This window comes from Arthrobacter globiformis, assembly GCF_030818015.1.
In the GTDB taxonomy this organism is placed as follows: domain Bacteria; phylum Actinomycetota; class Actinomycetes; order Actinomycetales; family Micrococcaceae; genus Arthrobacter; species Arthrobacter globiformis_C.
Map to the genome: position 1 here is coordinate 847,684 of NZ_JAUSZX010000001.1, position 24,345 is coordinate 872,028.

21 protein-coding genes are annotated in these 24,345 nt (G+C 65.8%); 18 read left to right on the plus strand and 3 right to left on the minus strand.

From position 1 onward, the window contains the following. Positions 1-30: 30 nt before the first annotated feature. From QFZ23_RS04000 to QFZ23_RS04055, 12 genes are all read left to right on the plus strand, one after another. The gene (locus QFZ23_RS04000) at positions 31-891 is read left to right on the plus strand and encodes a sugar phosphate isomerase/epimerase family protein (protein WP_306920640.1); all 861 of its coding nucleotides are present in this window, start codon (positions 31-33) and stop codon (positions 889-891) included. A 28-nt stretch (positions 892-919) separates the two neighbouring features. Next, on the plus strand, positions 920-2,086 hold the full coding sequence (locus tag QFZ23_RS04005; protein WP_306920641.1) for a Gfo/Idh/MocA family protein: 1,167 nt from the start codon (positions 920-922) through the stop codon (positions 2,084-2,086). A gap of 116 nt (positions 2,087-2,202) precedes the next feature. After that, positions 2,203-3,264: a LacI family DNA-binding transcriptional regulator gene (locus tag QFZ23_RS04010; RefSeq protein WP_306920642.1), complete on the plus strand. Its 1,062-nt coding sequence runs from the start codon at positions 2,203-2,205 to the stop codon at positions 3,262-3,264. A 69-nt stretch (positions 3,265-3,333) separates the two neighbouring features. Continuing rightward, entirely contained in the window at positions 3,334-4,773 is a 1,440-nt protein-coding gene (gene uxaC / locus QFZ23_RS04015) for a glucuronate isomerase (RefSeq protein WP_306920643.1), read from the plus strand. Between the two features lie 8 nt (positions 4,774-4,781). Next, complete coding sequence (locus tag QFZ23_RS04020) at positions 4,782-6,203, plus strand: mannitol dehydrogenase family protein (protein WP_306926651.1); 1,422 nt, start codon at positions 4,782-4,784, stop codon at positions 6,201-6,203. A 255-nt stretch (positions 6,204-6,458) separates the two neighbouring features. Continuing rightward, the gene (gene uidA / locus QFZ23_RS04025; RefSeq protein ID WP_306920644.1) at positions 6,459-8,282 is read left to right on the plus strand and encodes a beta-glucuronidase; all 1,824 of its coding nucleotides are present in this window, start codon (positions 6,459-6,461) and stop codon (positions 8,280-8,282) included. Between the two features lie 56 nt (positions 8,283-8,338). Continuing rightward, positions 8,339-9,727 (plus strand): glucuronide transporter, encoded by a 1,389-nt coding sequence (gene uidB, locus QFZ23_RS04030; protein WP_306920645.1) that lies wholly within the window; start codon positions 8,339-8,341, stop codon positions 9,725-9,727. Positions 9,728-9,813: 86 nt separating this feature from the next. Beyond that, complete coding sequence (manD, locus tag QFZ23_RS04035) at positions 9,814-11,043, plus strand: D-mannonate dehydratase ManD (protein WP_306920646.1); 1,230 nt, start codon at positions 9,814-9,816, stop codon at positions 11,041-11,043. Between the two features lie 53 nt (positions 11,044-11,096). After that, on the plus strand, positions 11,097-11,591 hold the full coding sequence (locus QFZ23_RS04040) for a gluconokinase (protein WP_306920647.1): 495 nt from the start codon (positions 11,097-11,099) through the stop codon (positions 11,589-11,591). A gap of 141 nt (positions 11,592-11,732) precedes the next feature. Then, a complete protein-coding gene (locus tag QFZ23_RS04045; RefSeq protein WP_306920648.1) occupies positions 11,733-12,980 on the plus strand; it encodes an FAD-dependent oxidoreductase in 1,248 nt (415 codons plus the stop codon). A gap of 40 nt (positions 12,981-13,020) precedes the next feature. Then, on the plus strand, positions 13,021-13,602 hold the full coding sequence (gene pyrE, locus QFZ23_RS04050; RefSeq protein WP_306920649.1) for an orotate phosphoribosyltransferase: 582 nt from the start codon (positions 13,021-13,023) through the stop codon (positions 13,600-13,602). A 136-nt stretch (positions 13,603-13,738) separates the two neighbouring features. After that, the gene (locus QFZ23_RS04055; RefSeq protein ID WP_306920650.1) at positions 13,739-14,788 is read left to right on the plus strand and encodes a thioesterase domain-containing protein; all 1,050 of its coding nucleotides are present in this window, start codon (positions 13,739-13,741) and stop codon (positions 14,786-14,788) included. A gap of 42 nt (positions 14,789-14,830) precedes the next feature. Here QFZ23_RS04055 and QFZ23_RS04060 read toward each other — a convergent pair whose 3' ends face one another. Beyond that, complete coding sequence (locus tag QFZ23_RS04060) at positions 14,831-15,661, minus strand: HAD-IIA family hydrolase (RefSeq protein ID WP_306920651.1); 831 nt, start codon at positions 15,659-15,661, stop codon at positions 14,831-14,833. Between the two features lie 52 nt (positions 15,662-15,713). Here QFZ23_RS04060 and QFZ23_RS04065 point away from each other — a divergent pair, with 52 nt between their 5' ends. Further along, positions 15,714-16,385, plus strand: coding sequence for a TrmH family RNA methyltransferase (locus tag QFZ23_RS04065; protein WP_306920652.1), 672 nt, complete (start codon positions 15,714-15,716; stop codon positions 16,383-16,385). 142 nt (positions 16,386-16,527) lie between these two features. After that, positions 16,528-17,931: a purine-cytosine permease family protein gene (locus QFZ23_RS04070; RefSeq protein WP_306920653.1), complete on the plus strand. Its 1,404-nt coding sequence runs from the start codon at positions 16,528-16,530 to the stop codon at positions 17,929-17,931. 160 nt (positions 17,932-18,091) lie between these two features. On the opposite strand, the gene QFZ23_RS04075 is transcribed toward QFZ23_RS04070, so the two are convergent. Both QFZ23_RS04075 and QFZ23_RS04080 read right to left on the minus strand, forming a co-directional pair. Next, a complete protein-coding gene (locus QFZ23_RS04075) occupies positions 18,092-18,949 on the minus strand; it encodes an IclR family transcriptional regulator (protein ID WP_306920654.1) in 858 nt (285 codons plus the stop codon). Positions 18,950-18,994: 45 nt separating this feature from the next. Further along, a complete protein-coding gene (locus QFZ23_RS04080) occupies positions 18,995-19,999 on the minus strand; it encodes an Lrp/AsnC family transcriptional regulator (protein ID WP_306920655.1) in 1,005 nt (334 codons plus the stop codon). Between the two features lie 127 nt (positions 20,000-20,126). On the opposite strand from QFZ23_RS04080, the gene QFZ23_RS04085 reads away from it, so the two are divergent. From QFZ23_RS04085 to QFZ23_RS04100, 4 genes are all read left to right on the plus strand, one after another. Beyond that, complete coding sequence (locus QFZ23_RS04085) at positions 20,127-21,545, plus strand: MFS transporter (RefSeq protein ID WP_306920656.1); 1,419 nt, start codon at positions 20,127-20,129, stop codon at positions 21,543-21,545. Beyond that, positions 21,542-22,750 (plus strand): M20 family metallopeptidase, encoded by a 1,209-nt coding sequence (locus tag QFZ23_RS04090; protein ID WP_306920657.1) that lies wholly within the window; start codon positions 21,542-21,544, stop codon positions 22,748-22,750. Before QFZ23_RS04085 ends, QFZ23_RS04090 begins: the two co-directional genes overlap by 4 nt. Positions 22,751-22,898: 148 nt before the next feature. Continuing rightward, positions 22,899-23,918 carry a class II fructose-bisphosphate aldolase gene (gene fbaA / locus QFZ23_RS04095; protein ID WP_306920658.1) on the plus strand — a complete coding sequence of 340 codons (1,020 nt, stop codon included), beginning with the start codon at positions 22,899-22,901 and terminating at the stop codon, positions 23,916-23,918. A gap of 2 nt (positions 23,919-23,920) precedes the next feature. Next, the gene (locus QFZ23_RS04100) at positions 23,921-24,343 is read left to right on the plus strand and encodes a DUF3151 domain-containing protein (protein ID WP_306920659.1); all 423 of its coding nucleotides are present in this window, start codon (positions 23,921-23,923) and stop codon (positions 24,341-24,343) included. The last annotated feature ends 2 nt before the right edge of the window (positions 24,344-24,345 follow it).

The window sequence follows — 24,345 nt, forward strand, 5'->3', positions numbered from 1 at the left end:
ACACACCATGTACAACAGCGGAGGAATAACGTGACCAAAATAGGCGTGCAGGCGATGATGTTGAAGGACAGCTTCGCAGAGATCGGGGCGTTTGAAACTCTCCGCAAGGTCAGCGCGATCGGCTACAACGCCGTCGAAATTTCCCAGATCCCGATGACGCCGCAAAACGTGGCCGAACTGGACCGCGCCCGCAGTGAACTTGGCATCGATATCGCGGCGCTGTCCGTCATGCTGGAAAAGCCCCAAGGGCGGCCGGGGGATTCCCTCCGTCAGGACTTCGACAAGATCCTGGACGACGCCAAGCGTCTCGACTCCAACCTCCTGCGGATCGGCATGCTGCCTTTCCCCGCGATGAAGTCCGTCGATGCAGTCGTCGAGTTCGCCAGGGCAGCCAACGGGTACGCCGAGCGCCTGCAGGAGCACGGCATCGGCCTGTACTACCACAACCACCACATCGAGTTCGCGAAGTTCGACGGCCAATACATGCTGGACATCATTGCGGAGAACTCGCCTGCCATGGGTATGGAAATCGACGTCCATTGGGTACAGCGCGGCGGCCTGGACCCGGTCCGGACCCTGGAAAAGTACGCCGGACGCACCGCCATGGTGCACCTCAAGGACTACCGGATCGGACAGTTGCCAGATTCCGCCTTCGGGCTGCTGGAATCCGGCGATGTCGCAGGCTTCATGGCCGAGTTCAAGGACGTGGTGCAGTTCGCCGAAGTGGGCGAGGGCAACCTCGACTTCGCCTCCATCGTTCCCGCCGCGCAGGCTGCCGGTGCCGCGTACATGCTGGTGGAGCAGGACGAACTCTACGGGTGCACCGTGTGGGACGCGCTGCAGACCTCCTACGACAACCTGGTGGCACTCGGCCACGCCGACCTTTTCTAACCACCCACTGACTACGGAGAATTCACTCATGAGCACGAAAGTACGCCTCGGCATCATCGGCCTGGGCCAGCAGGGCGGCGCCTACGCCAAGTTCATCACCGACGGACTGGTCCCCAATATGGAGATAGGCGCCATCTGCGATGTGGACCCCGCCAAAAAGGAGTTGGCGGCGTTGCAGTACCCAGCCACGCCCTTCTACGACGACTACATCGCCATGCTGGAAAGCGGCGACGTGGACGCCGTCGTTACCTGCGTCCCGCACTTCCTGCACCCGGAAATGGGCGTTGAAACGCTCAGGCGCAACATCCACGCCCTCGTAGAGAAGCCGGCCGGCGTTTACACCAAGCAGGTCAAGGAGCTCAACGAATTTGCCGCGGGCAAGCCGGAGCTGTCCTTCGCCATCATGTTCAACCAGCGCAACAACCCGCTCTACCGGAAGCTCAAGGAGATCGTCAGCAACGGCGAGATCGGCGCCATCCGCCGCACCAACTGGATCATCACCAACTGGTGGCGTCCGCAGGGCTACTACAACTCCAGCGAATGGCGGGCCACCTGGGGCGGCGAAGGCGGCGGCGTCCTGGTCAACCAGGCACCCCACCAGCTGGACCTGTGGCAGTGGATCTGCGGCGTACCCAAGTCCGTTTACGCGAAGGTTGCCTACGGCTTCCGCCGCGACATCGCCGTCGAGGACGAGGTCACCGCCGTAGTGGACTATGGCAACGGCGCCACCGGCGTTTTCGTCACTGCAACGCACGACATCGTGGGTACTGACCGCTTCGAGATCCTGGGCGACCAGGGCAAGATCGTCGTCGAAAACTCCAAGACCGCCACGGTGACGCGCCTGAAGAAGCCCGAGCGTGAACTCAGCGACGGCATGGGCATGGACGACGTCCGCAAGCTGTTCATGGGTGAGCTGAATCCTGAGGAGTACTACACCACCGAAGTCATCGAGTTCGACTCCGCCTGGGGTGCTCAACACTCCGGCGTCCTGGAAAACTTCGCGGCCAATATCCTGGACGGCACCCCGCTGCTGGCTCCGGGCCCCGACGGCATCAACGGTGTCCGCCTGGCCAACGCCATCCACCTCTCCAGCTGGACCGGCACCGAGGTGGGCCTGGACTTCGACGAGGACGAGTTCCTGACGGAGCTGAACAAGCGCATCGCGGTCGAGGGCAAGTTCCCCGAGCGCTCGTAGCCCGAACCTGACAAACCACGTGCCCGCCCATCCGGGTAGCAGCAGTGGGCGTTCCCAGCGCTGGGAACGCCCACTGCTGCGACCTAGTTGGGCGGGTTCCTCGTTAGGATGGGGCAGTGACTGAACCCAAGACGCCGGAAGCTGCCGCACCTGAAGGTCCAGCCAGGAAGCGCGCCCGGGACGGCAAGCCCAACGCCACCATCTACGACATCGCCAGGCTTGCCGGAGTCAACCCGTCGACGGTCTCGCGGGCGCTCAGCAAGCCGGGGCGGGTCAGCGCCAAGACGCAGAAGCTCATCGAGGATGCCGCGGCGGAGCTGAACTACCAGGTAAATCCCTTCGCCCGCGCCCTGCCGACCGGCCGCACCAACACCTTCGGGCTTATCGTCGCGGACATCACCAACCCGACGTTCTTCGACATCATCCGCGGCGCCGAAACCACGGCCACGCTCCGGGACTACACCCTGGTGCTGGCGGAGTCCGCCGAATCCGCCGTCACCGAGCTCACCGCAGCCCGCCGGATGATGACCACCGCGGACGGACTCATCCTCGCCAGCCCCCGCATGGACGACGACGACATCCGCGCACTGGCCCGCGACAAGCCCGTGGTGGTGATCAACCGCGAGGTCGACGGCGTGCCCTGCGTGGTTCCCGACGTCAACAAGGGCATCAGCGAGGCGGTCCGCAGCCTGGCGGCCAACGGCCACAAGAAGGTCGCGTTCGTTGCCGGCCCGCCGCAGTCCTGGATGTCCGCCCGCCGCTGGGAAGGCGTCCAGGCAGCCTGCGAGTGGTCCCGGCTCGGGGCGGTGCGCCTGGAATCCGGCAAGCCAACGCTCGACGGCGGCAGGCAAGTGGCGCGCGAGGTCCGGGACAGCGGCGCCACGGCCGTGCTGACGTACAACGACCTCCTGGCCATCGGACTCATGCAGGAACTCCAGGCCGCCGGCGTAGTGGTGCCGGACCAGATCAGCATTGTTGGCTTCGATGACATCTTCGGCGCCGACTTCACCACGCCGCCGCTCACCACAGTGCGTTCGCCACTGGGGGAGTGCGGATCGGGCGCCACCACACTCCTTCTCGACCTGCTGCACGGCGACGGCGAACCCGCCGCCATCCTGCGCGTGGAGACGGAACTCGTGCTGCGCGGTTCGAGCGGAAGGCTCCTTCCAGCGCAGTAACCCGCAACCAGAGTGGCAATTTTTGGCAACCGGTTGACAAAATGCGGCCGGAAGCCAGACCATTGAGCTATGTCACAGTCGATTGCCGCCCACCCAGACAGGCTCCTGCCTGCGGACCCGGGAACGCGCAGCATTGCGCGCGACCTCCTGCAGCGCGTCCAGGACCTCCCCATCATTTCCCCCCACGGGCATGTTGACGCCGCAGTCGTCGAGCAGAACACGCCCTTCCCCGACCCGGCGGCGCTCCTGGTCAGCCCGGACCACTACGTCACGCGTCTGATCCACGCCAGTGGCGTGCCCATGGACCGGCTCCGGCAACCGGACGCGCTCCAGACAGCGGACGCCACTGGTGCGGGTTCCCCGGAGCCGGACTCCCGGGCCATCTGGCGCGAATTCTGCAAGGCCTGGCCGCTGTTCGAGGGGACCGCCTCCGGCTACTGGCTCCGCACCCAGTTCAGCAGCGTCTTCGGCCTTGACTGCGAGATCAGTGCCGAGACCGCCGATGCCAGCTATGACGCGATCTCCGCCAAGCTGCTGGAACCGGGCTTCCGTCCGCGCCAGCTCTTCAAGGACTTCAACATCGAGGTGCTCGCCACCACCGATGATCCGTTGGACAGCCTCGCCAGCCACAAGGCCATCGCGGCAGACCCCACGTTCCACGGCCGCGTCCTGCCGACGTTCCGCCCGGACGCCTACCTGAACATCGCACACCCAACATGGTCTGCGAACGTGGACCGGCTCATTGCCGCGGCGGGGGACGGTGGCACCGGCTATGCCGGCTACATCACCGCACTGGAAAACCGGCGCCGCTACTTCGTCGAGCACGGCGCTGTGTCTGCAGACCACGGCGTCCGGACCCCTGCCACGCTGAAGCTCAACGACGCTGACGCCGCGCGGCTGTTTGACCGCGCCCGCTCCGGTGAGGCCACGGCCCAGGACCGCGACGCGTTCGAAGCGCACATGATGTACCAGATGGCGCGGATGTCGGTGGCGGACGGCCTGGTGATGACCATCCATCCGGGCTCATACCGGAACCACCACGAGCCAACGTTCAACGCCTTCGGCGCGGACACTGGCCACGACATCCCGTTCGCGGTCAACTACACCGAGGCCATACGCCCGCTGCTGCAGGACTTCGGCACGGCCAAGGATTTCCACCTGGTGCTCTTCACCCTGGACGAGACGGTGTTCTCCCGCGAACTCGCCCCACTGGCCGGCTTCTACCCGTCCGTCTACCTCGGCGCCCCGTGGTGGTTCCTGGATGCCCCGGACGCCATGCTGCGCTTCCGTTCGGCAGTGACCGAGACCGCCGGTTTCTCCCGCTCGTCCGGCTTCATCGACGACACCCGGGCCTTCTGCTCCATCCCGGCCCGGCACGATGCGTCCCGCCGGATCGAGGCCTCCTTCCTGGCCAGGCTCGTGGCGGAGCACCGCGTCAGCGAGAACCGGGCCCACGAACTCATCGTGGACGTCGTGGACGGATCGCCGCGAAGGGTCTTCAAGCTGTGAGCGCCGGAATGCAGCCCGCAAAGGAAGCTGCCGTGCACATCGCCAGACTCAACCGCACCCTCCGGCCGGGAGCCAAGGCTCCAATCCGCATCGTCCACCTGGGTTTGGGCGCCTTCCACCGCTCGCACCAGGCCTGGTACACCCACCGGGCCGGCGACGCCGAGGACTGGGGGATCGCCGCCTTTACAGGACGCCGCCCAGACGCGGCCCTGGCCCTGGCCGAACAGGACGGGCTCTTCACGCTGGTGGAACGTGCCGATGGCGGCGACTCCTTCGAGGTGGTCGGCAGCATCGTCGAGGCAGTGGACGGTGCGGACGTGCAGCGGCTGGCGGAGCTGGTCGGGGCCCCGCGGACCGCCGTCGTCACTCTGACCGTCACCGAAGCCGCCTACCGGCTCGGCTCCGACGGGCAGCTTGACCGCGGCGCTCCCGACGTCGTGGCGGACCTTGCGCTGCTGGCTTCCGGCCGCGGAAATCCGACGACGCCGCTGGGCCGGCTGGTCTTTGCACTCGCCGCCCGCCGGGCCTCCGGCGCGGGTCCGCTCGCCGTCGTCTGCTGTGACAACCTCTCCAGCAACGGCACCGTGGCGCATCATGCCACGGCGGGCATCGCCGGGGCATGGGACCCTTCGCTCGCGGCGTGGATTGAGGACAACGTCAGCTTCGTCAGCACCTCGGTGGACCGGATCACGCCCCGGACTACGGATGCGGACCTGGCGGCTGTCGAAGCGTCCTGCGGCTACCGCGACACCTCGCCGGTGGTGGCGGAGCCGTTCGCCAACTGGGTGTTGAGTGGGGACTTTCCGGCAGGCCGGCCGCGCTGGGAAGACGCTGGCGCGGTTTTCGTGGCGGACATCGAACCGTATGAGAACCGCAAGCTGTGGCTCCTGAACGGCGCCCACTCGCTGCTGGCGTACGCGGGCCAGCTGCGCGGCCACGCGACGGTGGCCGAGGCCCTGGCCGACCCGCTGTGCAGGAAGGCCGTGGAGCGGTTCTGGGATGAGGCGGAAAGCAACCTGCGCGGACCGGAAGAAAATCCCGCGGACTTGCAGATTCCCGCCTATCGCGAGGCCCTCCTGGCGCGCTTCGGCAACGCGCGCATCGCCCACCACCTGGCCCAGATCGCCATGGACGGCAGTACAAAGCTGCGGATGCGGGCTGTGCCGGTGCTGCACGCCGAGCGTGCCGCTGGCAGGTCCGGGGCTGCCGCCGCCCTCCTGATCGCTGCCTGGATGGACTACAGCGCGGCCGCCGCCGCGTTCCAGGATCCCCTGGCTGACCAGGTGGCCGCAGCCAACGGGCTCAGCGGCGCGGAGCGAATCCGTGCACTGCTGGCCGTGGTGGACCCGGCCTTGGCCGGGGACGCCGCCGTCGTGCGCCTGATCGAAGACCTGTGCGGAAGGTTCGGGGCGCCGGCTGTCTCCCCATAACGCCTGCGCACATGCGGCACTGCCCGGCTCTCGGACCATCAGGAGCCGGGCAGTGCCGGTTTCCTGGCAGTGCTGTTTTGTAGAAGCCTCAAGGAATATTTGGCAACCGCTTGCCATTTTATTGCCAAGTGACTAGCATTACAACAAGAGCAAAACCCGGCACCGCCGGCCCCGATATTTTTTCCCGGAACTGACAACCCAAGGCTCAGTCCCTACAAGGCTCAGTCCGCAAAGACGCGATAGGACCCCAGCGCAATGCTTAAGCCACAGGCAAACGAAACCCGAGAGCTGATCAACCTCGACGGCCTCTACCGCTTCAAGGTCGACTTTGACCGGGCCGGGCACCGGCAGGAATGGTTCAGGGCGCCGCTGGCCACGGACCTCGAAATGGGAGTTCCCGCCAGCTACAACGACGTCTTCCCGGATAAGGCCATCCGCGACCACGTGGGCTACGTCTGGTACCAGCGCGAAGTACGCGTGCCGCGCGGCTGGGCAGGGGAGCGGGTCCACGTTCGCCTGGACTCCGCCACCCACGAGGGCATGGTCTGGGTCAATGACGTCCTGGTGGCCGAACACACCGGCGGCTACATGCCCTTCAGTGCGGACATCACCGACCACGTCGCCGCCGGACAGGCGTTCCGCCTCACCATTGCCGTGAATAACGAACTGACCCAGGCCACTATCCCGCCGGGCACCATCACTGTCACTGCGGACGGCCGCCGCCAACAGAGCTACCTCCACGATTTCTACAACTACGCCGGCCTGCACCGCAGCGTCTGGCTCTACAGCACGCCCGCCGTCACCGTGGAGGACATCACCGTGGTGACCGGCTTCGAAGCCACCACCGGCTCGGTGGATTACCGGATCGCCACCGCGGGCGGCACCGGCAGCGAAGAAGTGAAGGTCACGCTGAAAGACGCCGACGGTGCCACGGTGGCCACCGCCGAAGGTGCCGCGGGCAGCCTGGCGATTGACGGCGTCGTACTTTGGAAGCCCGGTGCCGCCTACCTCTACAGCCTGGCCGCAGAAATTCACGACGGCGGCCGGCTGGTTGACACGTACACCCTGCCGGTGGGCGTCCGGACCGTAGAGGTCAGCGGCAAGGAGTTCCTGATCAACGGCGAGCCGTTCTACTTCACCGGCTTCGGCATGCACGAGGACCACGTGACAGTCGGCAAGGGCCACAGCAACGCCCAAATGGTCAACGACTTCCAGCTCCTGGACTGGGTGGGCGCCAACTCGTTCCGCACCTCGCACTACCCGTACGCGGAAGAGGTCATGGACTTCGCCGACCGGCACGGCATCGTGGTGATCGACGAGACCGCGGCCGTGGGGCTGCACCTCGGCTTCGGGGCCGTGTTCGGCGGCATCAACAAAAAGACTTATGTCGATGGCGGCGTGGACGCCAGCACCGCGGCAAACCACCGCCAGGCCATCACCGAACTGGTGGCACGGGACAAGAACCACCCGTCCGTGGTGATCTGGTCCATCGCCAACGAACCCAACGGCTCCGAGGAAGGCGCCCGCGAGTACTTCCAGCCGCTGGCGGAACTGACCCGCGAGCTGGACCCCACCCGTCCCGTGGGCTACGTCAACGTCATGTTCGACACCCCCGAGAAGGAAGTGCTGGCCGACCTCTTCGACGTTCTAATGCTCAACCGCTACTACGGCTGGTACCTGCACAACGGTGACCTCGAAACCGCTGAACAGGTTCTCGAAAAGGAACTGCGGGAATGGGAAGCCAAGTACGGCAAGCCCATGATCATGACCGAGTACGGTCCGGACACCATGCCCGGCTTCCACTCCATCTACGAACAGCCGTGGAGCGAGGAGTACCAGGCCGCGTTCCTCGCCATGTACCACCGCGTCTTCGACCGGGTGGACGCCATGGTTGGGGAGCAGGTGTGGAACTTCGCAGACTTCCAGACGTCCAACGGAATTATGCGCGTGGACGGCAACAAGAAGGGCGTGTTCACCCGGGACCGCCGTCCCAAGCCCGCCGCCTTCGCCCTGCGCCAGCGCTGGACAGCGCTCGCCGGCACCAAGAACGTCAGCGGCAAAGCCCTCACCAACCCCTAACGCTTTTCACATTTTGTGCCGGCCTCGGGCCGGCACCCGGGTAAAGGAGCCCACTCTTGAAAAAGCTGAACAAGCTCAGCATCATCGGCTACGGAGCCGGTGATGCCGCCAACAACCTCGCCTTCACCACCGCCACCATGTTCCTGCTGGTGTACTACACGGATGTCGCCGGCATCTCTGCGGCGGCGGCCGGCACCCTGCTCCTGGCGGTGCGCATCTTCGATGCCTTCGCGGACGTCTTTGCCGGCCGGATCGTGGACCGCTCATACAGCAAGCGGTTCGGCAAATTCCGTCCGTTCATCATGTTCGGTTCCATTCCGCTCCTGCTGCTCAGCGTGGCCACGTTCTCGGTGCCGCAGCTCGGTCAATCGGGCAGCCTGCTCTACGCCTATGTCACCTACGCCGCCCTGGGCCTGGCCTACAGCCTGGTCAACATCCCGTACGGGTCGCTGGCCGGGGCCATGACGCAGGACCCGGGGGACCGCGCCAAGCTCGGCTCCGCCCGCATGATCGGGGCCCTGCTGGTGGGTTCTTCCCTGGGGATCTTCGTGGCTCCGCTGATCAAACCGGGCGCCGACCTGCAGGCAACGTTCACCACCCTCACGCTGGTGTTTGTGGTGATCGGCGCCGGCCTGTACTTCTTCACCGCCCTGACCGCCAAGGAGCGGGTGCACCGCGCCGTTCCCAACGTCACCTTCAAACAGAGCATGGACACGCTCAGGGGCAACAAGCCGCTCCTGATGCTGTGCCTGAGTTCGTTCTTCTTCCTCACCGGCTACCTTGCCCTGACCTCGGTGCAGCTGTACTACCTGCGCGACGTCCTGGGCAGGCTGGACCTGTACCCGGTGCTTTCCATCATCCAGCTGGTCCTCACCTTCGTGCTGGCGGCCTTCATGCCCAGGCTGGTCCGCGGCGTCGGCAAAAAACGCGTCTACATCGTCTCGTCGCTGGTCTCGGCTGCGGGCGGCGCCATCGTCTTCTTCACCCCGGCCAGCCAGGTGTGGATCGGATTCTCCGGCCTGGTGATCAGCGTGATGGGCGTCCTCGCAGTGAGCATCGTGGTGTGGGCCCTGGAAGCCGACACCGTGGAATACGGCGAATGGAAGACCGGCGTCCGCACGGAAGGCATCACCTACGCGCTCTTCTCGTTCACCCGCAAGAGCGGCCAGGCGGTAGGCGGAGCGCTCGCCGCCTATGCGCTGGCCCTGGGCGGCTATAAGTCCGGCGCTGTCCAGACGGCTGAGGCCGTGTTCGGAATCCAGGTGGCTGCCGGTGCGCTGCCCGCTGTCATGACTCTCCTTGCCGTGCTGGTGATGGCCAAGTACAAGCTCACGGACACCATGCATGCCCAGATCCTGGCGGACATCACAGCCCGCCGGGAAAGCGGCGATGCCCCCAAAACGTCCGGAGCCGCCGTCGGGCCGCTCACAGCGCCCACCAACTGAGCAGTGCCTGCCAACTGGGCAGTGCCTGCCAACTAAGCAGTGCCCACCTACTGACCCCTGACCCAGTCCATCCGAAAGGACCTGTTGTGAAAATCATTGCCGCGGAAGTCTTCGTGACCAGCCCGTCCCGTAACTTCGTGACGCTGCGGATCACCACCGAGGACGGCGTGACCGGCATCGGTGACGCCACCCTGAACGGACGCGAGCTCGCCGTGGCCGCGTATTTGAAGGAGCATGTCGCGCAGCTGCTGATCGGGAAGGACCCGCACCGGATCGAGGACACCTGGCAGTTCCTGTACCGGTCCTCGTACTGGCGCCGCGGACCGGTGACGATGGCGGCGATCGCTGCGGTGGACATGGCGTTGTGGGACATCAAAGGCAAGCTGGCCGGCATGCCCGTGTACCAGCTGCTCGGCGGGGCATCCCGCAACGGGCTGAGGGCCTACGGCCACGCCTCGGGCTCGGACATCCCGTCCCTGTTCGACTCCGTCCGGGAGCACCTGGAACTGGGGTACAAGTCGGTGCGGATCCAGACCGCCGTGCCCGGGATCAAGGCCGTGTACGGGGTGGCCGCCCAGGCGCAGGCCTCGGGCGAGCGGTACGACTACGAACCCGCAGGGCGCGGCGCGTTCCCGGTGGAGGAGGACTGGGACACCCGCGCCTACCTCCGCCACCTGCCCACCGTGTTCGAGGCGGTCCGGAACGAGTTCGGCCCGGAACTGCCTTTGCTGCACGACGGGCACCACCGGATGACGCCGATCCAGGCCGCAAAGCTGGGCAAGGCGCTGGAACCGTACGACCTGTTCTGGCTGGAGGACTGCACCCCGGCGGAGAACCAGGAGGCGCTGCGCCTGGTCCGCCAGCACACCACCACCCCGCTGGCCATCGGTGAAATCTTCAACACCGTGTACGACTACCAGACCATCATCAAGGAACAGCTGATCGACTACGTCCGGGCGGCCTCGACGCACTTCGGCGGCATCTCGCCGCTGAAGAAGGTTATGGATTTCGCCGCGCAATACCAGATCAAGTCCGGCTTCCACGGCCCCACCGACATCTCCCCGGTCGGGTTCGCCGCGCAGCTTCACGTGGGCCTGGCGATCCACAACTACGGCATCCAGGAATACATGCAGCACTCGGACAAGACCAACGAGGTGTTCGAGCAGTCCATGACGTTCACCGACGGCTACCTGCACCCGGGCGACAAACCCGGCATCGGCGTCGAATTCAACGAGGAAGCCGCAGCCGCCTACCCCTACCAGCAGGCCTACCTGCCCTACAACCGCCTCGTCGACGGAACGGTCCACGACTGGTGAACGGGCCCGGTTCAGGCGGGCATCCCCAGGCCCCAGGCCTTCGCGTAATTGTCATGGGCGTGTCCGGCTGCGGCAAGAGCACCATCGGCGATCTCCTGGCCCGCGAACTGGGCGCGCCCTTCCTCGACGGCGACTCGCTGCACCCGGTGGAGAACGTCACCAAGATGGCCGCCGGCACGCCGCTGACGGACGAGGACCGCTGGCCCTGGCTGGTGATCGTGGGCCGGGAACTGGCGGGTGCCGGCCCGGACGGACTGGTCCTCGCCTGCTCTGCGCTGCGGCGCAGCTACCGGGACGCAATCCGGGAACAGGCCCCGGGCGCCGTCTTCCTGCACCTGCACGGCAGCAAAGAGGTCCTGACCGCCCGCACCGAGGGGCGGACCGGCCACTTCATGCCGCCAGCCCTCCTCGACTCGCAGCTGGCCACCCTCGAACCGCTGCAGGCGGATGAGGCCGGCGTGGTGGTCGACATCGCCGCGCCCGTAAACGCCGTCGTCGAACAGACGATGTCCGGTCTCATCCGCCTGGGCTTCCGCGCAGCGAGCTAGGCACAGCCCAGCGAGCTAGTCACGCCGCGTCATTAGCCGCGAACGGACACTTGAGGCCCCGCGATCCCACTCTGCGAAAGGGGCTTAAGTGTCTGTTCGCGCTCTGTGCTCCCGTGGGCCGGGAGGCGTACCGTATGGCTCATGGAGAGTACAGGGTGCGCGGTGGTGGGCGGCGGCCCGGCCGGCATGATGCTGGGCCTCTTGCTGGCGCGGGCCGGCGTGCAGGTCACCGTACTGGAGAAACACGGCGACTTCCTCCGTGATTTCCGCGGCGACACGGTCCATGCCTCCACCATCAGGCTCATTGACGAACTCGGGCTCGGCGCCGAGTTCCGGGAACTGCCGCAAAGCAGGCTGCGCAATGTTGCCTTCCCCGTTCCCGGCGGCGGCATGATCACGCTCGGCGATTTTTCCGGCCTGAAGCCGCCGTACAACTACATCGCCATGATGCCGCAGTGGGACTTTCTGAACTTCCTGGCCCGGACCGCAGCGGACGAGCCCTCGTTCACGCTGCTGATGGAGCACACAGCGACGTCGCTGATGTACGACGGCGGCCGGGTTGCGGGCGTGCGCTACCGGACCAAGGAGGGCACCGAGGGTGCCCTCCGCGCCGACCTCGTGGTGGCCGCCGACGGCCGGCATTCGGTGCTGCGCCAGGCCGCGGGGCTCAAGTCCAGGGAATACCCGGTGCCCTTCGACACGTGGTGGTTCAAGCTGCCGCGCTTCGCGTCCGAGCAGGGTGAGGTGGCCGGCATCGTTCCCGCCTTCGGGGAACGCGACGCCGTGATTGCCTTGTTCCGCGACGACTACTACCAAATGGGCTACTTCGCACCGAAAGGCTCCGGTGACCGCATCAAGACCGAGGGCGTGGAACGGTTCCGCGAACGGATCGCCGCGCTGCGCCCGGACCTGGCCGACCGTCTCGAGGCCGTCAGGTCGCTGGAGGACCTTCACTGGCTGGACGTCCGGCTGGACAGGCTGCTGCGCTGGTACGTGGACGGGCTGCTGTGCATCGGCGACGCCGCTCATGCCATGTCCCCGGCCGGAGGCGTAGGCATCAACCTCGCTATCCAGGACGCCGTCGCGGCGGCGGCCCGGCTGGCGCCCGCGCTGCTGCGCCGGAATGTCACGGTGAAGGATCTTGCGGCGGTGCAGCGGCGCCGGATGCCGCCCACGGTCATCATCCAGACCGTCCAGCGGGGCATGCACCGGGCCGTGTTCATTCCCCTGTTCAGCGGAAAGCGGTCCGGCGCGCCTCCCTTCGTGCAGTTCGTCGGGCGGCACTTCCCGGCCATGCGGCGCATTCTGCCGCGGCTCATCGCCATCGGCCTCCGGCCTGAGCACGCCCCGGCGTTCGCCCGCCGGGAGGCCCGGCGGCCCACTGCCTAGGCGGTCCGTCACAACCCGGTCAGCCACTAAACTGGACCCCATGACTGCCACCCCGGACTCGCTTTCCAACACCGCTGCCCGTGCCCGACTTCTGGAACTGATCAAGGAGCTCGCGGTTGTCCGCGGCAAGGTCATTCTGTCCAGCGGAGCCGAGGCCGACTACTACATCGACCTGCGCCGCATCACCCTTCACCACGAGGCCTCCAAGCTCGTGGGCCAGGTCATGCTGTCCCTGATTGACGACGCCGGCATTGACTTTGAATGCGCCGGCGGCCTCACGATGGGGGCCGACCCGGTGGGCGCCGCCGTCATGCACGCGGCCACCGACGCCGGCCGGGCCATCGACGCTTTCGTTGTCCGCAAGGCGCAGAAGTCCTACGGCATGGGCCGCCAGGTGGAAGGTCCCTCCGTCGAGGGCCGCAAGGTCCTGGTGCTCGAGGACACCTCCACCACCGGCGGCTCGGCCCTGACCGCCGTCGAGGGCGTGCGCAACGCCGGCGGCAACGTCGTGGCTGTGGCCGTCATCGTCGACCGTGACACCGGAGCCAAGGAAAAGATCGAAGCCGAGGCCGGCGTGCCCTACCTCTACGCCTTCAGCAAGGACGAGCTCGGCCTGAGCTGAGCCCAGCTGATCGGAGCTGGGGCGGACGACGGCGGCAGGTCCCGCCGTCGTCCGCTCCACTTTTGGGCCCTAAGACTTTGGGCCAGAGGCGTGGCCCGCTTGTGCTGCCCGGATGGAGTGTGCCTAGGGTAGTCCAGTGCCATATGAAGGGGCCGCCGGCCAGACGGGACGGCAGAGGGCGCCGGGCGCGGAGGCTGCCCGGCTCCTTCGGCGCGCCGCCGACCTGAAACGGTTCTCCCGCCGGACCTTCCTCTCCGGAGCGGGCGCGTCCACCATCCTTGCCGCGGACATGCTGTTCACGAAGCGCGTCCAGGAGGAGCGGCAGGTCCACAAGATCCTCGTGGTGGAGGACGATTTCGCGCAGAGCTACTTCCCCCACGCCAGCTGGATCCTGTTCCCCGGCTACAAGACCAGCTGGGAAGAGGCCCAGTGGATCCTCAACTCGCTCCGCGGCAGCCTGAGGCTGCGCGGCCAGCTCGCGGCGGCCGGATATTCGAACCTGGGACTGGACATCGACCAGCTGGTGATCGCGGTGATCGAGCACGTCCGGGCGCACAACCTCACCACGCTCTACTTCTACGGCCACAGCTTCGGTGGCATGGTGGCGACGCAGGTGGCCGCCCGGCTGCTGGAACTGCATGGCGTCAAGGTTGAGCTGATCGTGCTCGACTGCAGCCCCTACAGCAAGTTCGACGTCCTGGACCAGAGCTGGTTCGACGGCGTGGTGTTCCTCTACGAAAGCGGCTTCCGAATCCCGTCCGTGCTGCGCGGGGGCTACGAACTGGGGGAGCGGGTGGTCCACAAGGACGAGCGCACGTGGCGGCAGATTCTCGACCAGACGCTGGAGCAGCTGTCCCCGATCGCCCCCTCAAGCGTGCTGATCCAGACGGAATCCGCCTACATCTACCACTTCGATGCCACCCGCTTCGCGGACCAGATCGGGGATACCCGCATGGCGTACATCGGAAATCCGCGGGACCAGACAGTCAACTACCGGACGGCCCGTGATTCCTGGGCGCACACCTTCGCCGCCAACATGGTCTCAGCCGACCGGCAGACCGACGGGGCGCTGCCGGCCCACGCCAGCCCGGGCTGGAACCCGTTCGTGTACCGGCCCATCCTCGAGGACCTGGAGAACGAGATCTTCCCGCTGCCCGGAGGCGGCGGGAAGATGACACCGTTCTGACGACGCGGTCGTGACCCGGAACCGGGACCAGTGCGGCCGGCGTCAGATCTGGTTCTTGAGGTCCGCCACGGAGGTCAGCACCTGGTTGGGGCGGAACGGATAAGAAGCAATGTCGTCGCGCTGCGTGATGCCGCTGAGCACCAGTACGGTATGCAGCCCGGCTTCCATGCCTGCGATGATGTCGGTGTCCATGCGGTCGCCGATCATCGCGGTGGTCTCCGAGTGCGCGTCGATCTGGTTCATGGCCGAGCGGAACATCATGGGGTTCGGCTTGCCCACAATGTACGGTTCCCGCCCCGTGGCCTTGGTGATCAGGGCAGCGATGGCGCCGGTGGCGGGCATCGGGCCATCCTTGGACGGGCCGGTGGCGTCCGGGTTCGTAGCGATGAAGCGCGCCCCGGCAAGGATCAGCCGGATCGCCATGGTGATCGCCTCGAAGGAGTACGTGCGGGTTTCGCCGAGCACCACGAAGTCGGGGTTCTGGTCGGTGAGGATGAAGCCGGCCTCGTGGAGCGCCGTCGTCAGCCCTGCCTCGCCGATGGTGTACGCGCGGTTGCCGGACTCCGAACCCCGTACCTGGTCCTTCAGGAACTGGGCGGTGGCCAGGGCCGACGTCCAGATGTTCTCCTCCGGGATTTCCAAGCCGGAGGTCCGCAGCCGGGCGGCGAGGTCGCGCGGTGTGAAGATCGAGTTGTTGGTCAGGACCAGGAACCGCTTCGAGGTGTCCACCCAGCGCTGGATCAGTTCCGCTGCTCCGGGTACGGCCTGGTTCTCATGCACCAGGACCCCGTCCATGTCGGTGAGCCAGCACTCAATTTCCTGGCCGCTGCGGTAGACGGCCGCCGATGTCTTTACCTTGTCCGCTTCTGCCATGTCATTCCTTCACCGAGATGTTTGCGTTCGGAGCCCAGTCTAGTGTTGAGGGGTGACGCAAACGCCCGGGACACCCGAACCCCAACCAGACCAAAACGAAACGCCGGAGGCAAAGCCGGAGGTGGGCGTCGGGCCCTGGGAAGGCGAATGGCCGGCGGGCGACCACTGGGATCCCGACCTGCTGGCCGACGGCGACCGGCGCAACGTCGTGGACAAGTACCGGTACTGGAAGCACGAGGCGATCGTCGCGGACCTGGACGCCAAGCGGCACGATTTCCACATCGCCATCGAGAACTGGCAGCACGACCTCAACATCGGCACCGTGGTGCGCACCGCCAACGCGTTCCTCGCCAAGGAGGTCCACATCATCGGACGACGGCGGTGGAACCGCCGCGGGGCGATGGTTACCGACCGCTACCAGCACGTCCGCCACCACCCCACCGTGGAGGACTTCGTGGCCTGGGCGCAGGGGGAGGGGCTGGCCATCATCGGGATCGACATCTTCCCCGATTCCGTGCCGCTGGAGACCTACGAGCTGCCGCAGAAGTGCGTGCTGGTCTTCGGGCAGGAAGGTCCGGGGCTGACTCCGGAGGTGCATGAGGCGGCGGAGGCAACACTGTCCATCGAGCAGTTCGGGTCCACCCGCTCCATCAACGCGGGCTCGGCCGCGGCGATCGCCATGCACGCCTGGGTGCGCCGGCACGTGTTTGGCCAGCACGTCTGATCAGCTGAATCACAGTTTTGCTCCCATTGTCCGAAACCCCGGACGGAACGTGGCGGCTTTCGGGTGATGCCGCTCACAGCCCGTGCTCAGATTGATTGGAAGGTTGGGGGACCTCGATCCGGTCGTCAAAGTGAGGAAGAGCATGCAGGCCACAACAAAAACGGGATCAGGGCCGCGCGTTGAGCGCCGCTCCATCGACTTCGTCCCGGAAAACGAACGTCACGGTTCCCCGGCACAACAGTTCACCCTGTGGTTCGGGGCGAACATGCAGATCACCGCCATCGTCGATGGCGCCCTCGCAGTGTTGTTCGGAGCTGATGCCCTGTGGGCGATCGTTGGCCTGCTAATCGGCAACCTTCTGGGCGGGGCTGTCATGGCGCTGCACGCGGCCCAGGGCCCCAAACTTGGGCTTCCGCAGATGATTTCCAGCCGGGCACAGTTCGGCATTCTGGGTGCCGTTATCCCGCTGGTGCTGGTGGTCATCATGTACCTTGGGTTCGCCGCCACTGGCACCGTCCTGGCCGGCCAGGCCGTGGACCAGATCCTGCACACCGGCGCACCGGCCGTGGGAATGATCCTCTTCGGGGCGCTGACCATCCTCGTCGCGACGCTGGGTTACAAATACATTCACATGATGGGCCGCATCGCCACGATCGTCGGAGTGCTCGGCTTCACCTACCTCGGCATCAGGCTGCTCATCAGCCAGGATGTAGGAGCCCTCCTGGGGGCCGGGAACTTCGAATTTCCCACTTTCTTGCTCGCCATCTCCCTCAGCGCCGGATGGCAACTGACCTATGGCCCCTATGTGGCCGACTACTCCCGCTACCTCCCCTCCAACACCCCAGCCCGCAAGACGTTCCAAGCGTCCTACTTCGGCACCGTGATCGGTTCGCAATGGTCCATGACCCTCGGAGCTCTCTTCGCCGCCCTTGCTTTGCCCAAGGGGGAGAGGTTCCTGGACGGCCAGGTGGCCTTCCTCGGACACATGAGCGGCGGAGGCCTCATCGCTGTGGTCATCTACCTGGTCATCGTGATCGGAAAGCTTACGGTCAACACCCTGAACGCCTACGGCGGTTACATGACCATGCTGACCTCGGTGACCGCGTTCACCCGCAAAACGGGTGTAGCCACCTGGACGCGGTTCGCGTACGTCGTCGGCTTCATCGGGCTGTCCGTGCTAATCGCCGTCCTGGCGTCGCCGGACTTCATCGCCAACTTCAAGAACTTCGTGCTGTTGCTGCTCATGGTTTTCATCCCCTGGAGCTCCATCAACCTGGTCGACTACTACCTGATCTCCAAAGAAAAGGTGGATATCCCGGCCCTGTACGACCTGAACGGCCGCTACGGGCGCTGGAACAAGACCGCCCTGATCACCTACGCAGCGGGCATCATCGTACAGATTCCGTTCCTGGCCCAAGCCCTCTACACCGGGCCCATGACGAAGCTCCTGGGTGGTCTGACATCTCCTGGCTCGTGGGGCTGGTCGTCACAGCCCTGGTGTACTACCCGCTGGCCAAGAGGAACTCCAACGCACCATCCCACATGATTTACCCGGCTGAAACGGGCCAAGAAGCCCTGGAGCCAGTGGCGAATTCCGCACCCGCCAGCCCAGCCGTCTAGGCAGCCCTGGCAGGCCCTGATGCGCCTGCACCCAACAAACAGTATTGGTGCCTGACGAGTGTCCCGGCCACAGGTGGCCGGGGCACTCATCCGGTTATGGGAAGTCGGCCACGGATCCCCAGCCTGCGCGATATCTCGCGGGCACAACGGGTTACCTCCGGAATCCACTCACGGGCCGCGTCTTCAATCCGCACTGCCCGTTCCTCCGGCGTCTCGGCATCCTTGGCGCGGCGCGCACCGCCGGGAGGAAACGCCCGGTTGGAGACAGTCAATGTCACGCTAGCCACGGGATAGCGCTCCCGGTCCAGGACGGCAACAGCAACGGAAGAGTAACCAACAGTGATTTCATCCTGTTCCCACGCGTAGCCCAGGGACCGCGCCCGCGACAGCAAATCCCGCAGGGCCGGCAAGGACTGCGGCCCGTTGTCATTGCGGACCGTGAAGGCCTCCGGGCCCGGAAACAAGGCTGCGACCTGGGCAGGATCCATCTGCGCCATCATCGCCCTGCCGCTGGCCGTCAGATGCGCCGGAAGCCGGACGCCGGTGTCTGTCACCAGAGGGCGCTGGCGCGGAGCGCGTTCTTCGATGACGTAAACGACGTCACGCCCATGCATCACCGCAAGGTGGGCAGTACGACGAGTTCGCCCCACCAGCCGCGCGAGCGGGTGACGGGCGATGCGCTGGAGAGGGGCCTGCCGTGAATAGCCGGTCCCGAGTTCATGTGCCGTGACACCCAGCGCATATTTTTGTTCCTCCGGAAGATGGACCAGAAACCCGTCATCAACCAAGGCTGCGATCAACTGATACGTTGTTGACCGCGGCACTCCCACATCTCGGGCGATGACCGAGGCGGCCACTGGGCCGGCCTGTTCCGCGACGTACCTAAGGACGGCGAGAACCTGCACAGCGGCAGGGGCTTTGGGGCGCAGCGATGAGCTACTCACTCTCCCAGAATACGCCCGCGGTTGTCCGGCATACCGGACACGGGGCTACAGACCTTCCGTCCACAGCGGCAGCGGCACCACGCTGCGGCTGCATCCTGATTCATCCAGTAGATGGCCCATGCGCTTGAATGTCCGGACCACGGCCTGCCGGGACATGACCGCACTTCCCGGAGCCCGATCGGCCAGTTCGCGCTCGTAGGCCTGGACTTGCAGGTAGTCACGGACCCACATGGTGACCAGCAGGTTCTGCGCCCCCAGAACCTGGGCGCTGAGGCGGCAGTTGCTGAGCGCGGCGAAGTAGTGGCCGACGTCGTCAACGTACTGTGCGGGGACGTTCAGGACCAGGGTGACTTCCCGCAGTCCCTGTTGGGCCGCCGTCGAAGTATCGCAGCGCAGCGCTATGTAACCGGTGGCGAGGAACCGCTCCACCCGCCGTCGTGCGGTTTGGGGCGAGACACCGCATGCGGCACCCAGCTCCGCCCAGCTGGCCCGCCCGTCCTTGGCGAGCTCTTCCAGCAGCGCCGCATCCAGCCGGTCCGGAGCGTACGCAGGCTGCATAGGCAGGGGGTCCGCTGACACCTGCCGGGCGCGTGCGGGTTCCAGGGTCCCGCTGCGCCATTCGGATGCCTGGCGGTACAGCTTGGTGACGAAAACAACCTCACGATGCGTGACGCCGGGCAGCCCAGGGAAGGAGCCGGTGACTATGTCCATCAGTTCGGCATGGCTGGACGCAAAGCAGTCCACAAAGAGGTCGTGCGAGCCGGTGACCAGCGAGACGGTGCCGAACGCCGGCTCGGCGCAAAGCCGCTCGATGAGCGCCTCACCCTCGCTGGGCAAAGACGACAGGTGGATGAACGCGGACCAGCCGGCACTGAGGTAGCGCTGTCCGGGAGCCGGTGTGATCCATGCCTGCCCTTGCTCCGCAAGGGCGTTCCAGCGCCTTGCCACCGTGGGCCCGGACAGGCTCAAGGCGTCCGCCACCCGGCTCCATTCGGCGCGTGGATTGATCTGCAGGGCATTCACGATTTCAAGGTCGATCTCCGAAATCATGGCCGTTTCGTTCAATATTTGCTGCCTCAGGTGAGTTTCGAACATTTTCTAAGCCAGTGTAAACGAAGGTCCTAACGTTGTGACTCGCATCACCACCGGCAAATCCCCCTGGACCACAAGGAATCACATGGCAAGCAAGACAGCACCTCCCCCGATGGCGGTCACCACGCGCAGGACTATTGCGGGAATGATCCTGGCAATGGCATTCATTGAGTCGCTCAGCGGCGTCACACAGGGGTACCTGAATCCCATCCTGCCCGCGCTGGGGCCCGTCTTCGGGATAGACGACCCCACCATCAACGGCATCTTCCTCATCTCCAACGTCAGCTTCGCCGTCCTCACCCCGATTATTTCGAGGCTCGGCGACAGCTTTGGATACCGGCTGGTGCTGCGCTGGTCCACGGGTGTTGTGACGGCCGGCGTGCTTCAAATGGCGCTCTGGCCGTCGCTGTGGACGGTGACGGTGGGTGTCGTCATGCTCACCTGCGTCGTGGGCTTCATCCCGCTCATGATGGGAATCCTGCGGGTCAGCAGCCCGGCCCACACACGCACCGGCGTGAGCGTCATGATCGGCATGCTCATGATCATGGTGGGAGCTGGCGGGCTGCTCGCCGGCATCATCGGTGTCACCGATCCGACGCTCGGCTTCTGGGTGGCGGTACCGTTCGCCGTGGTCGCCTTCATCTGCTCGTTCGTACTGCCCGACGCCGGGATCCCGACGCGTGAGGGCATCGCCCTGGCGCCGCTGCTGGCCTGCTCACTCGGGCTGATTGGGTTTGTGGTGGCGCTCTCGATGGCACCTGAGTGGGGCTGGCTCGACGTCCGGACGCTGGCGGCCGGCGTGGCAGGGATTGCCCTGCTGGCTTACTGGGCCAAGCGGGACTTCAGCGCCCCCGAGGGCCGCAGGTTCATGGACCTGCGGATGCTGGTGAATCCCCGGATCCGCGCCATCTCGCTTGCCACGTTCTTCTTTGGTTTCGCGTCCATCAGCTACTTCGGTACCAACGGCATTTTCCTGCATTCCAACCCGGACAAGACCGGCTACGGATTTGGCCTGAGCCCGCTTTTGATCGCGATTGTCCTCGCGCTGGCCTCGGTTCTTTCCCTGGTCTCCTCACTGCTCACGGCCAAAGCACTTAGAAGGTTCGGTGAACGCGCCACCCTCGTTTTCGCGGGTGTCCTGCTGGCGGGCGGCTTCCTGGTGATGGCGGTTGCCCACGGATCGCTCCCGGGCTACTGCGTCGGCTTCGCCATGTTCAACCTGAGCCTGGGGATGTACCAGGCGGGGACCCGGGCGCTGTCCGTCGAAGGCGTCCCCCTGGAGGAGACCTCGACGGCGGCCGGACTCAATGAGCTGGCATTGTCTGTCGGCATCGCGGTGGGGGCTGCGGTGGTCAAGCTCATCTCCTCAGCCTCGGCCGAGGCGGGGCACATCACGGAGCCCGGACTGCTGTCTATCTGGGGCGCCCTGGCTATGGCGGCCTTGATTGCGGCCGCCGCGAGTGCAGGCTACCCCAAGCGCCAGCCTGCCGGGGTGGCGGCATGATCACAGGACTTAACAGCAACAGGGGAGGGGCCGCCGTCGTTCCCGTAACCCGGGGCGATATCGAAGCGAGACTCGAGGCCGCCGTGGAACGCTGGAGGCCGGAGATTCTGGATCTGAGCCACGCCATCCATGCGGATCCGGAATTAGGCGGACATGAGTTCCGTGCCGCCAAGCGGGTGAGCAGGGTACTGCGGATGGCCGGGTTCAGCTTCGATGAGGCGCAGCCTGCGCAGCCCACGGCATTCAGCGCGCGATTCGGATCCGGTGAGCTTGTGGTGGCAGTCTGCACTGAGTACGACGCGTTGCCCGCGATCGGTCATGCGTGCGGGCACAACGTGAACGCGGCCAGCGCAGTCGGGGCAGCGCTGGCGCTGGCGGCCGTGGCCGACGAACTCGGCCTCACCGTCAAAGTGCTCGGAACGCCCGCGGAAGAGACCACCGGCGGCAAAGTGGACCTGATCGACGCGGGCTTTTTCGACGACGTATCCCTGGCCATGATGGCGCACGCTGCGGCAACGGACGTAGTGGGTGGTTCGTCCCTGGCCATGAGCATGTGGGACGTGCTGTTCGAGGGTCGCCCCGCCCATGCCGCCGCGGCTCCCTCGGAAGGTGTCAACGCCCTCGATGCGCTCGTAGTCGCGCAGACGGCAATCGCCTTGGCTCGGCAGCAACTGCCGGCGGGTTCAATCGTGTCTTTGATCGTGACGGAAGGCGGGAGTGCCGTCAACGTCATTCCGGAGCGTGCCCGGGCCAACATTGAAATGCGGGCCGCCAGCATCGAAAACCTCCGTCTGATCCAGGACAAAGTGAGGCGCTGCCTTGAGGCCGGTGCCCACGCGAGCGGCAGCACCCTTCAGGTCACACCCACGGGCAACGACTACGCAGAACTGCGCCAGGACACTTTCTTGTCAGAGGCCTACCGGGCAGCGATGACGGCCAAGGGCAGGGACGTTGCGTTCAGCGCCGAGCCGGTGGCCTCCACGGACATGGGAAATGTCTCGCAGCTCGTGCCGAGCATTCATCCCATGGTCGGCTACGACGTGCGGGGCGCCGCGCACCACACCGCAGAGTTCGCTGCGTTCGGTGCTTCCGCGGGTGCAGACAATGCGGTGCTTGACGGATCGTTCGGACTGGCCGCAGCGGCATGTGCGGCGGCCGCCGATCCGGGGCAGAGGAGGCGGTTGCTCCGTCGAGCGGGGGCGTAGTTTGGGAAATCCTGCAGTGCAAAGTGTTACCCGGCCGGGTGACGCGAACCACGGCCGGCGCAAAGAAATGGCTAGGATGGTTCCTAGCCGACGAGGTTCACTCCAGGGTCAACCCAACCCGCAGACGAAATTCGATTTAGGAGTCAGCATGCCCATTGCAACCCCAGAGATCTATGCCGACATGATCGATCGCGCAAAGAAGGGCGGCTTCGCGTTCCCCGCCGTCAATGTGACGTCCTCGCAGACGCTGAACGCGGCGCTGCGCGGTTTCGCGGAGGCCGAGTCTGACGGCATCGTGCAGGTTTCCACCGGTGGTGCGGCGTACTGGTCCGGTGCCTCCACGAAGGACATGGTTGCCGGGTCGCTGGGTTTCGCCGCGTTTGCCCGTGAGGTGGCCAAGAACTACAACGTGAACATCGCCCTGCACACGGACCACTGCCCCAAGGACAAGCTGGACGGTTTCGTCCTGCCGCTGCTGGCCGCTTCCGAGGAAGCGGTGAAGGCGGGCAAGGACCCGATCTTCAACTCGCATATGTGGGACGGTTCGGCCGAGACCCTGGACGAGAACCTGCGCATCGGCCGGGAACTGCTCGAGCGTGCCGCAGCCGCCAGGATCATCCTCGAGGTGGAGATCGGCACGGTTGGTGGCGAGGAGGACGGCGTCGAGCACGAGATCAACGAGAAGCTGTACACCACGGTCGATGACGCGCTGGCCACGATCGAGGCGCTCGGTGCCGGTGAGAACGGTCGCTACATCACGGCCCTGACCTTCGGTAACGTGCACGGCGTGTACAAGCCGGGCGGGGTGAAGCTGCGTCCGGAGATCCTGAAGGACATCCAGGCCCAGGTCGGTGCCCGGATCGGCAAGGACAACCCGTTTGACCTGGTGTTCCACGGCGGTTCGGGTTCCTCGGACCAGGAGATCGCGGACGCCGTGTCCTATGGCGTGATCAAGATGAACATCGACACCGACACTCAGTACGCGTACACCCGTCCGGTGGTGGACCACATGTTCCGCAACTACGACGGCGTGCTGAAGGTCGACGGCGAAGTGGGCAACAAGAAGACCTACGATCCCCGCGTCTGGGGCGCCTCCGCCGAAGCCGGCCTCGCCGCCCGCGTGGTTGAGGCAACCCAGCAGCTGGGCTCCGCGGGCAAGACCTTCTAGTCATGTCCGACGAGTTCCGCAAGAACCTGCTGGGCCCCGAGCCCACGCTCCTGCCTGCCGAGACCGAGGTGTACCAGCACCTCGCGCTCGGCGCTGAGGCGCTGGACCTCGTGGAAAAGCACCCCACATCGTCGCTGTTGTGGGCCGTCCTGGCCGAGGAGGCATGGGCGGAAGGCCGCACCATTGATTCCTACGCCTACGCACGGGTCGGCTACCACCGCGGCCTGGACTCGCTCCGCCGCAACGGCTGGCGGGGTGTGGGGCCCATCCCGTGGGAGCACGAACCCAACCGCGGCTTCCTGCGGGCGCTTTACTCGCTGGGTCGCGCCTCCGCCGCCATCAACGAGGCGGAGGAACCCGAGCGCATCGAGAAGTTCCTCAACGACTCGGACCCCGCGGCCAAGGCAGCCATCGAAGGCAAGTAATT

Bases quoted from the DNA above. Each gene is read 5' to 3' on its own strand.
- QFZ23_RS04020 (WP_306926651.1), top strand. From the start codon at position 4,782: ATGCAGCCCGCAAAGGAAGCTGCCGTGCACATCGCCAGACTCAACCGC.
- uidA (WP_306920644.1), top strand. From the start codon at position 6,459: ATGCTTAAGCCACAGGCAAACGAAACCCGAGAGCTGATCAACCTCGAC.
- QFZ23_RS04100 (WP_306920659.1), top strand. From the start codon at position 23,921: ATGTCCGACGAGTTCCGCAAGAACCTGCTGGGCCCCGAGCCCACGCTC.
- QFZ23_RS04045 (WP_306920648.1), top strand. From the start codon at position 11,733: ATGGAGAGTACAGGGTGCGCGGTGGTGGGCGGCGGCCCGGCCGGCATG.
- QFZ23_RS04040 (WP_306920647.1), top strand. From the start codon at position 11,097: ATGGGCGTGTCCGGCTGCGGCAAGAGCACCATCGGCGATCTCCTGGCC.
- uxaC (WP_306920643.1), top strand. From the start codon at position 3,334: ATGTCACAGTCGATTGCCGCCCACCCAGACAGGCTCCTGCCTGCGGAC.
- QFZ23_RS04090 (WP_306920657.1), top strand. From the start codon at position 21,542: ATGATCACAGGACTTAACAGCAACAGGGGAGGGGCCGCCGTCGTTCCC.
- QFZ23_RS04070 (WP_306920653.1), top strand. From the start codon at position 16,528: ATGCAGGCCACAACAAAAACGGGATCAGGGCCGCGCGTTGAGCGCCGC.
- QFZ23_RS04085 (WP_306920656.1), top strand. From the start codon at position 20,127: ATGGCAAGCAAGACAGCACCTCCCCCGATGGCGGTCACCACGCGCAGG.
- fbaA (WP_306920658.1), top strand. From the start codon at position 22,899: ATGCCCATTGCAACCCCAGAGATCTATGCCGACATGATCGATCGCGCA.
- pyrE (WP_306920649.1), top strand. From the start codon at position 13,021: ATGACTGCCACCCCGGACTCGCTTTCCAACACCGCTGCCCGTGCCCGA.
- QFZ23_RS04060 (WP_306920651.1), bottom strand. From the start codon at position 15,661: ATGGCAGAAGCGGACAAGGTAAAGACATCGGCGGCCGTCTACCGCAGC.
- QFZ23_RS04080 (WP_306920655.1), bottom strand. From the start codon at position 19,999: ATGATTTCGGAGATCGACCTTGAAATCGTGAATGCCCTGCAGATCAAT.
- QFZ23_RS04005 (WP_306920641.1), top strand. From the start codon at position 920: ATGAGCACGAAAGTACGCCTCGGCATCATCGGCCTGGGCCAGCAGGGC.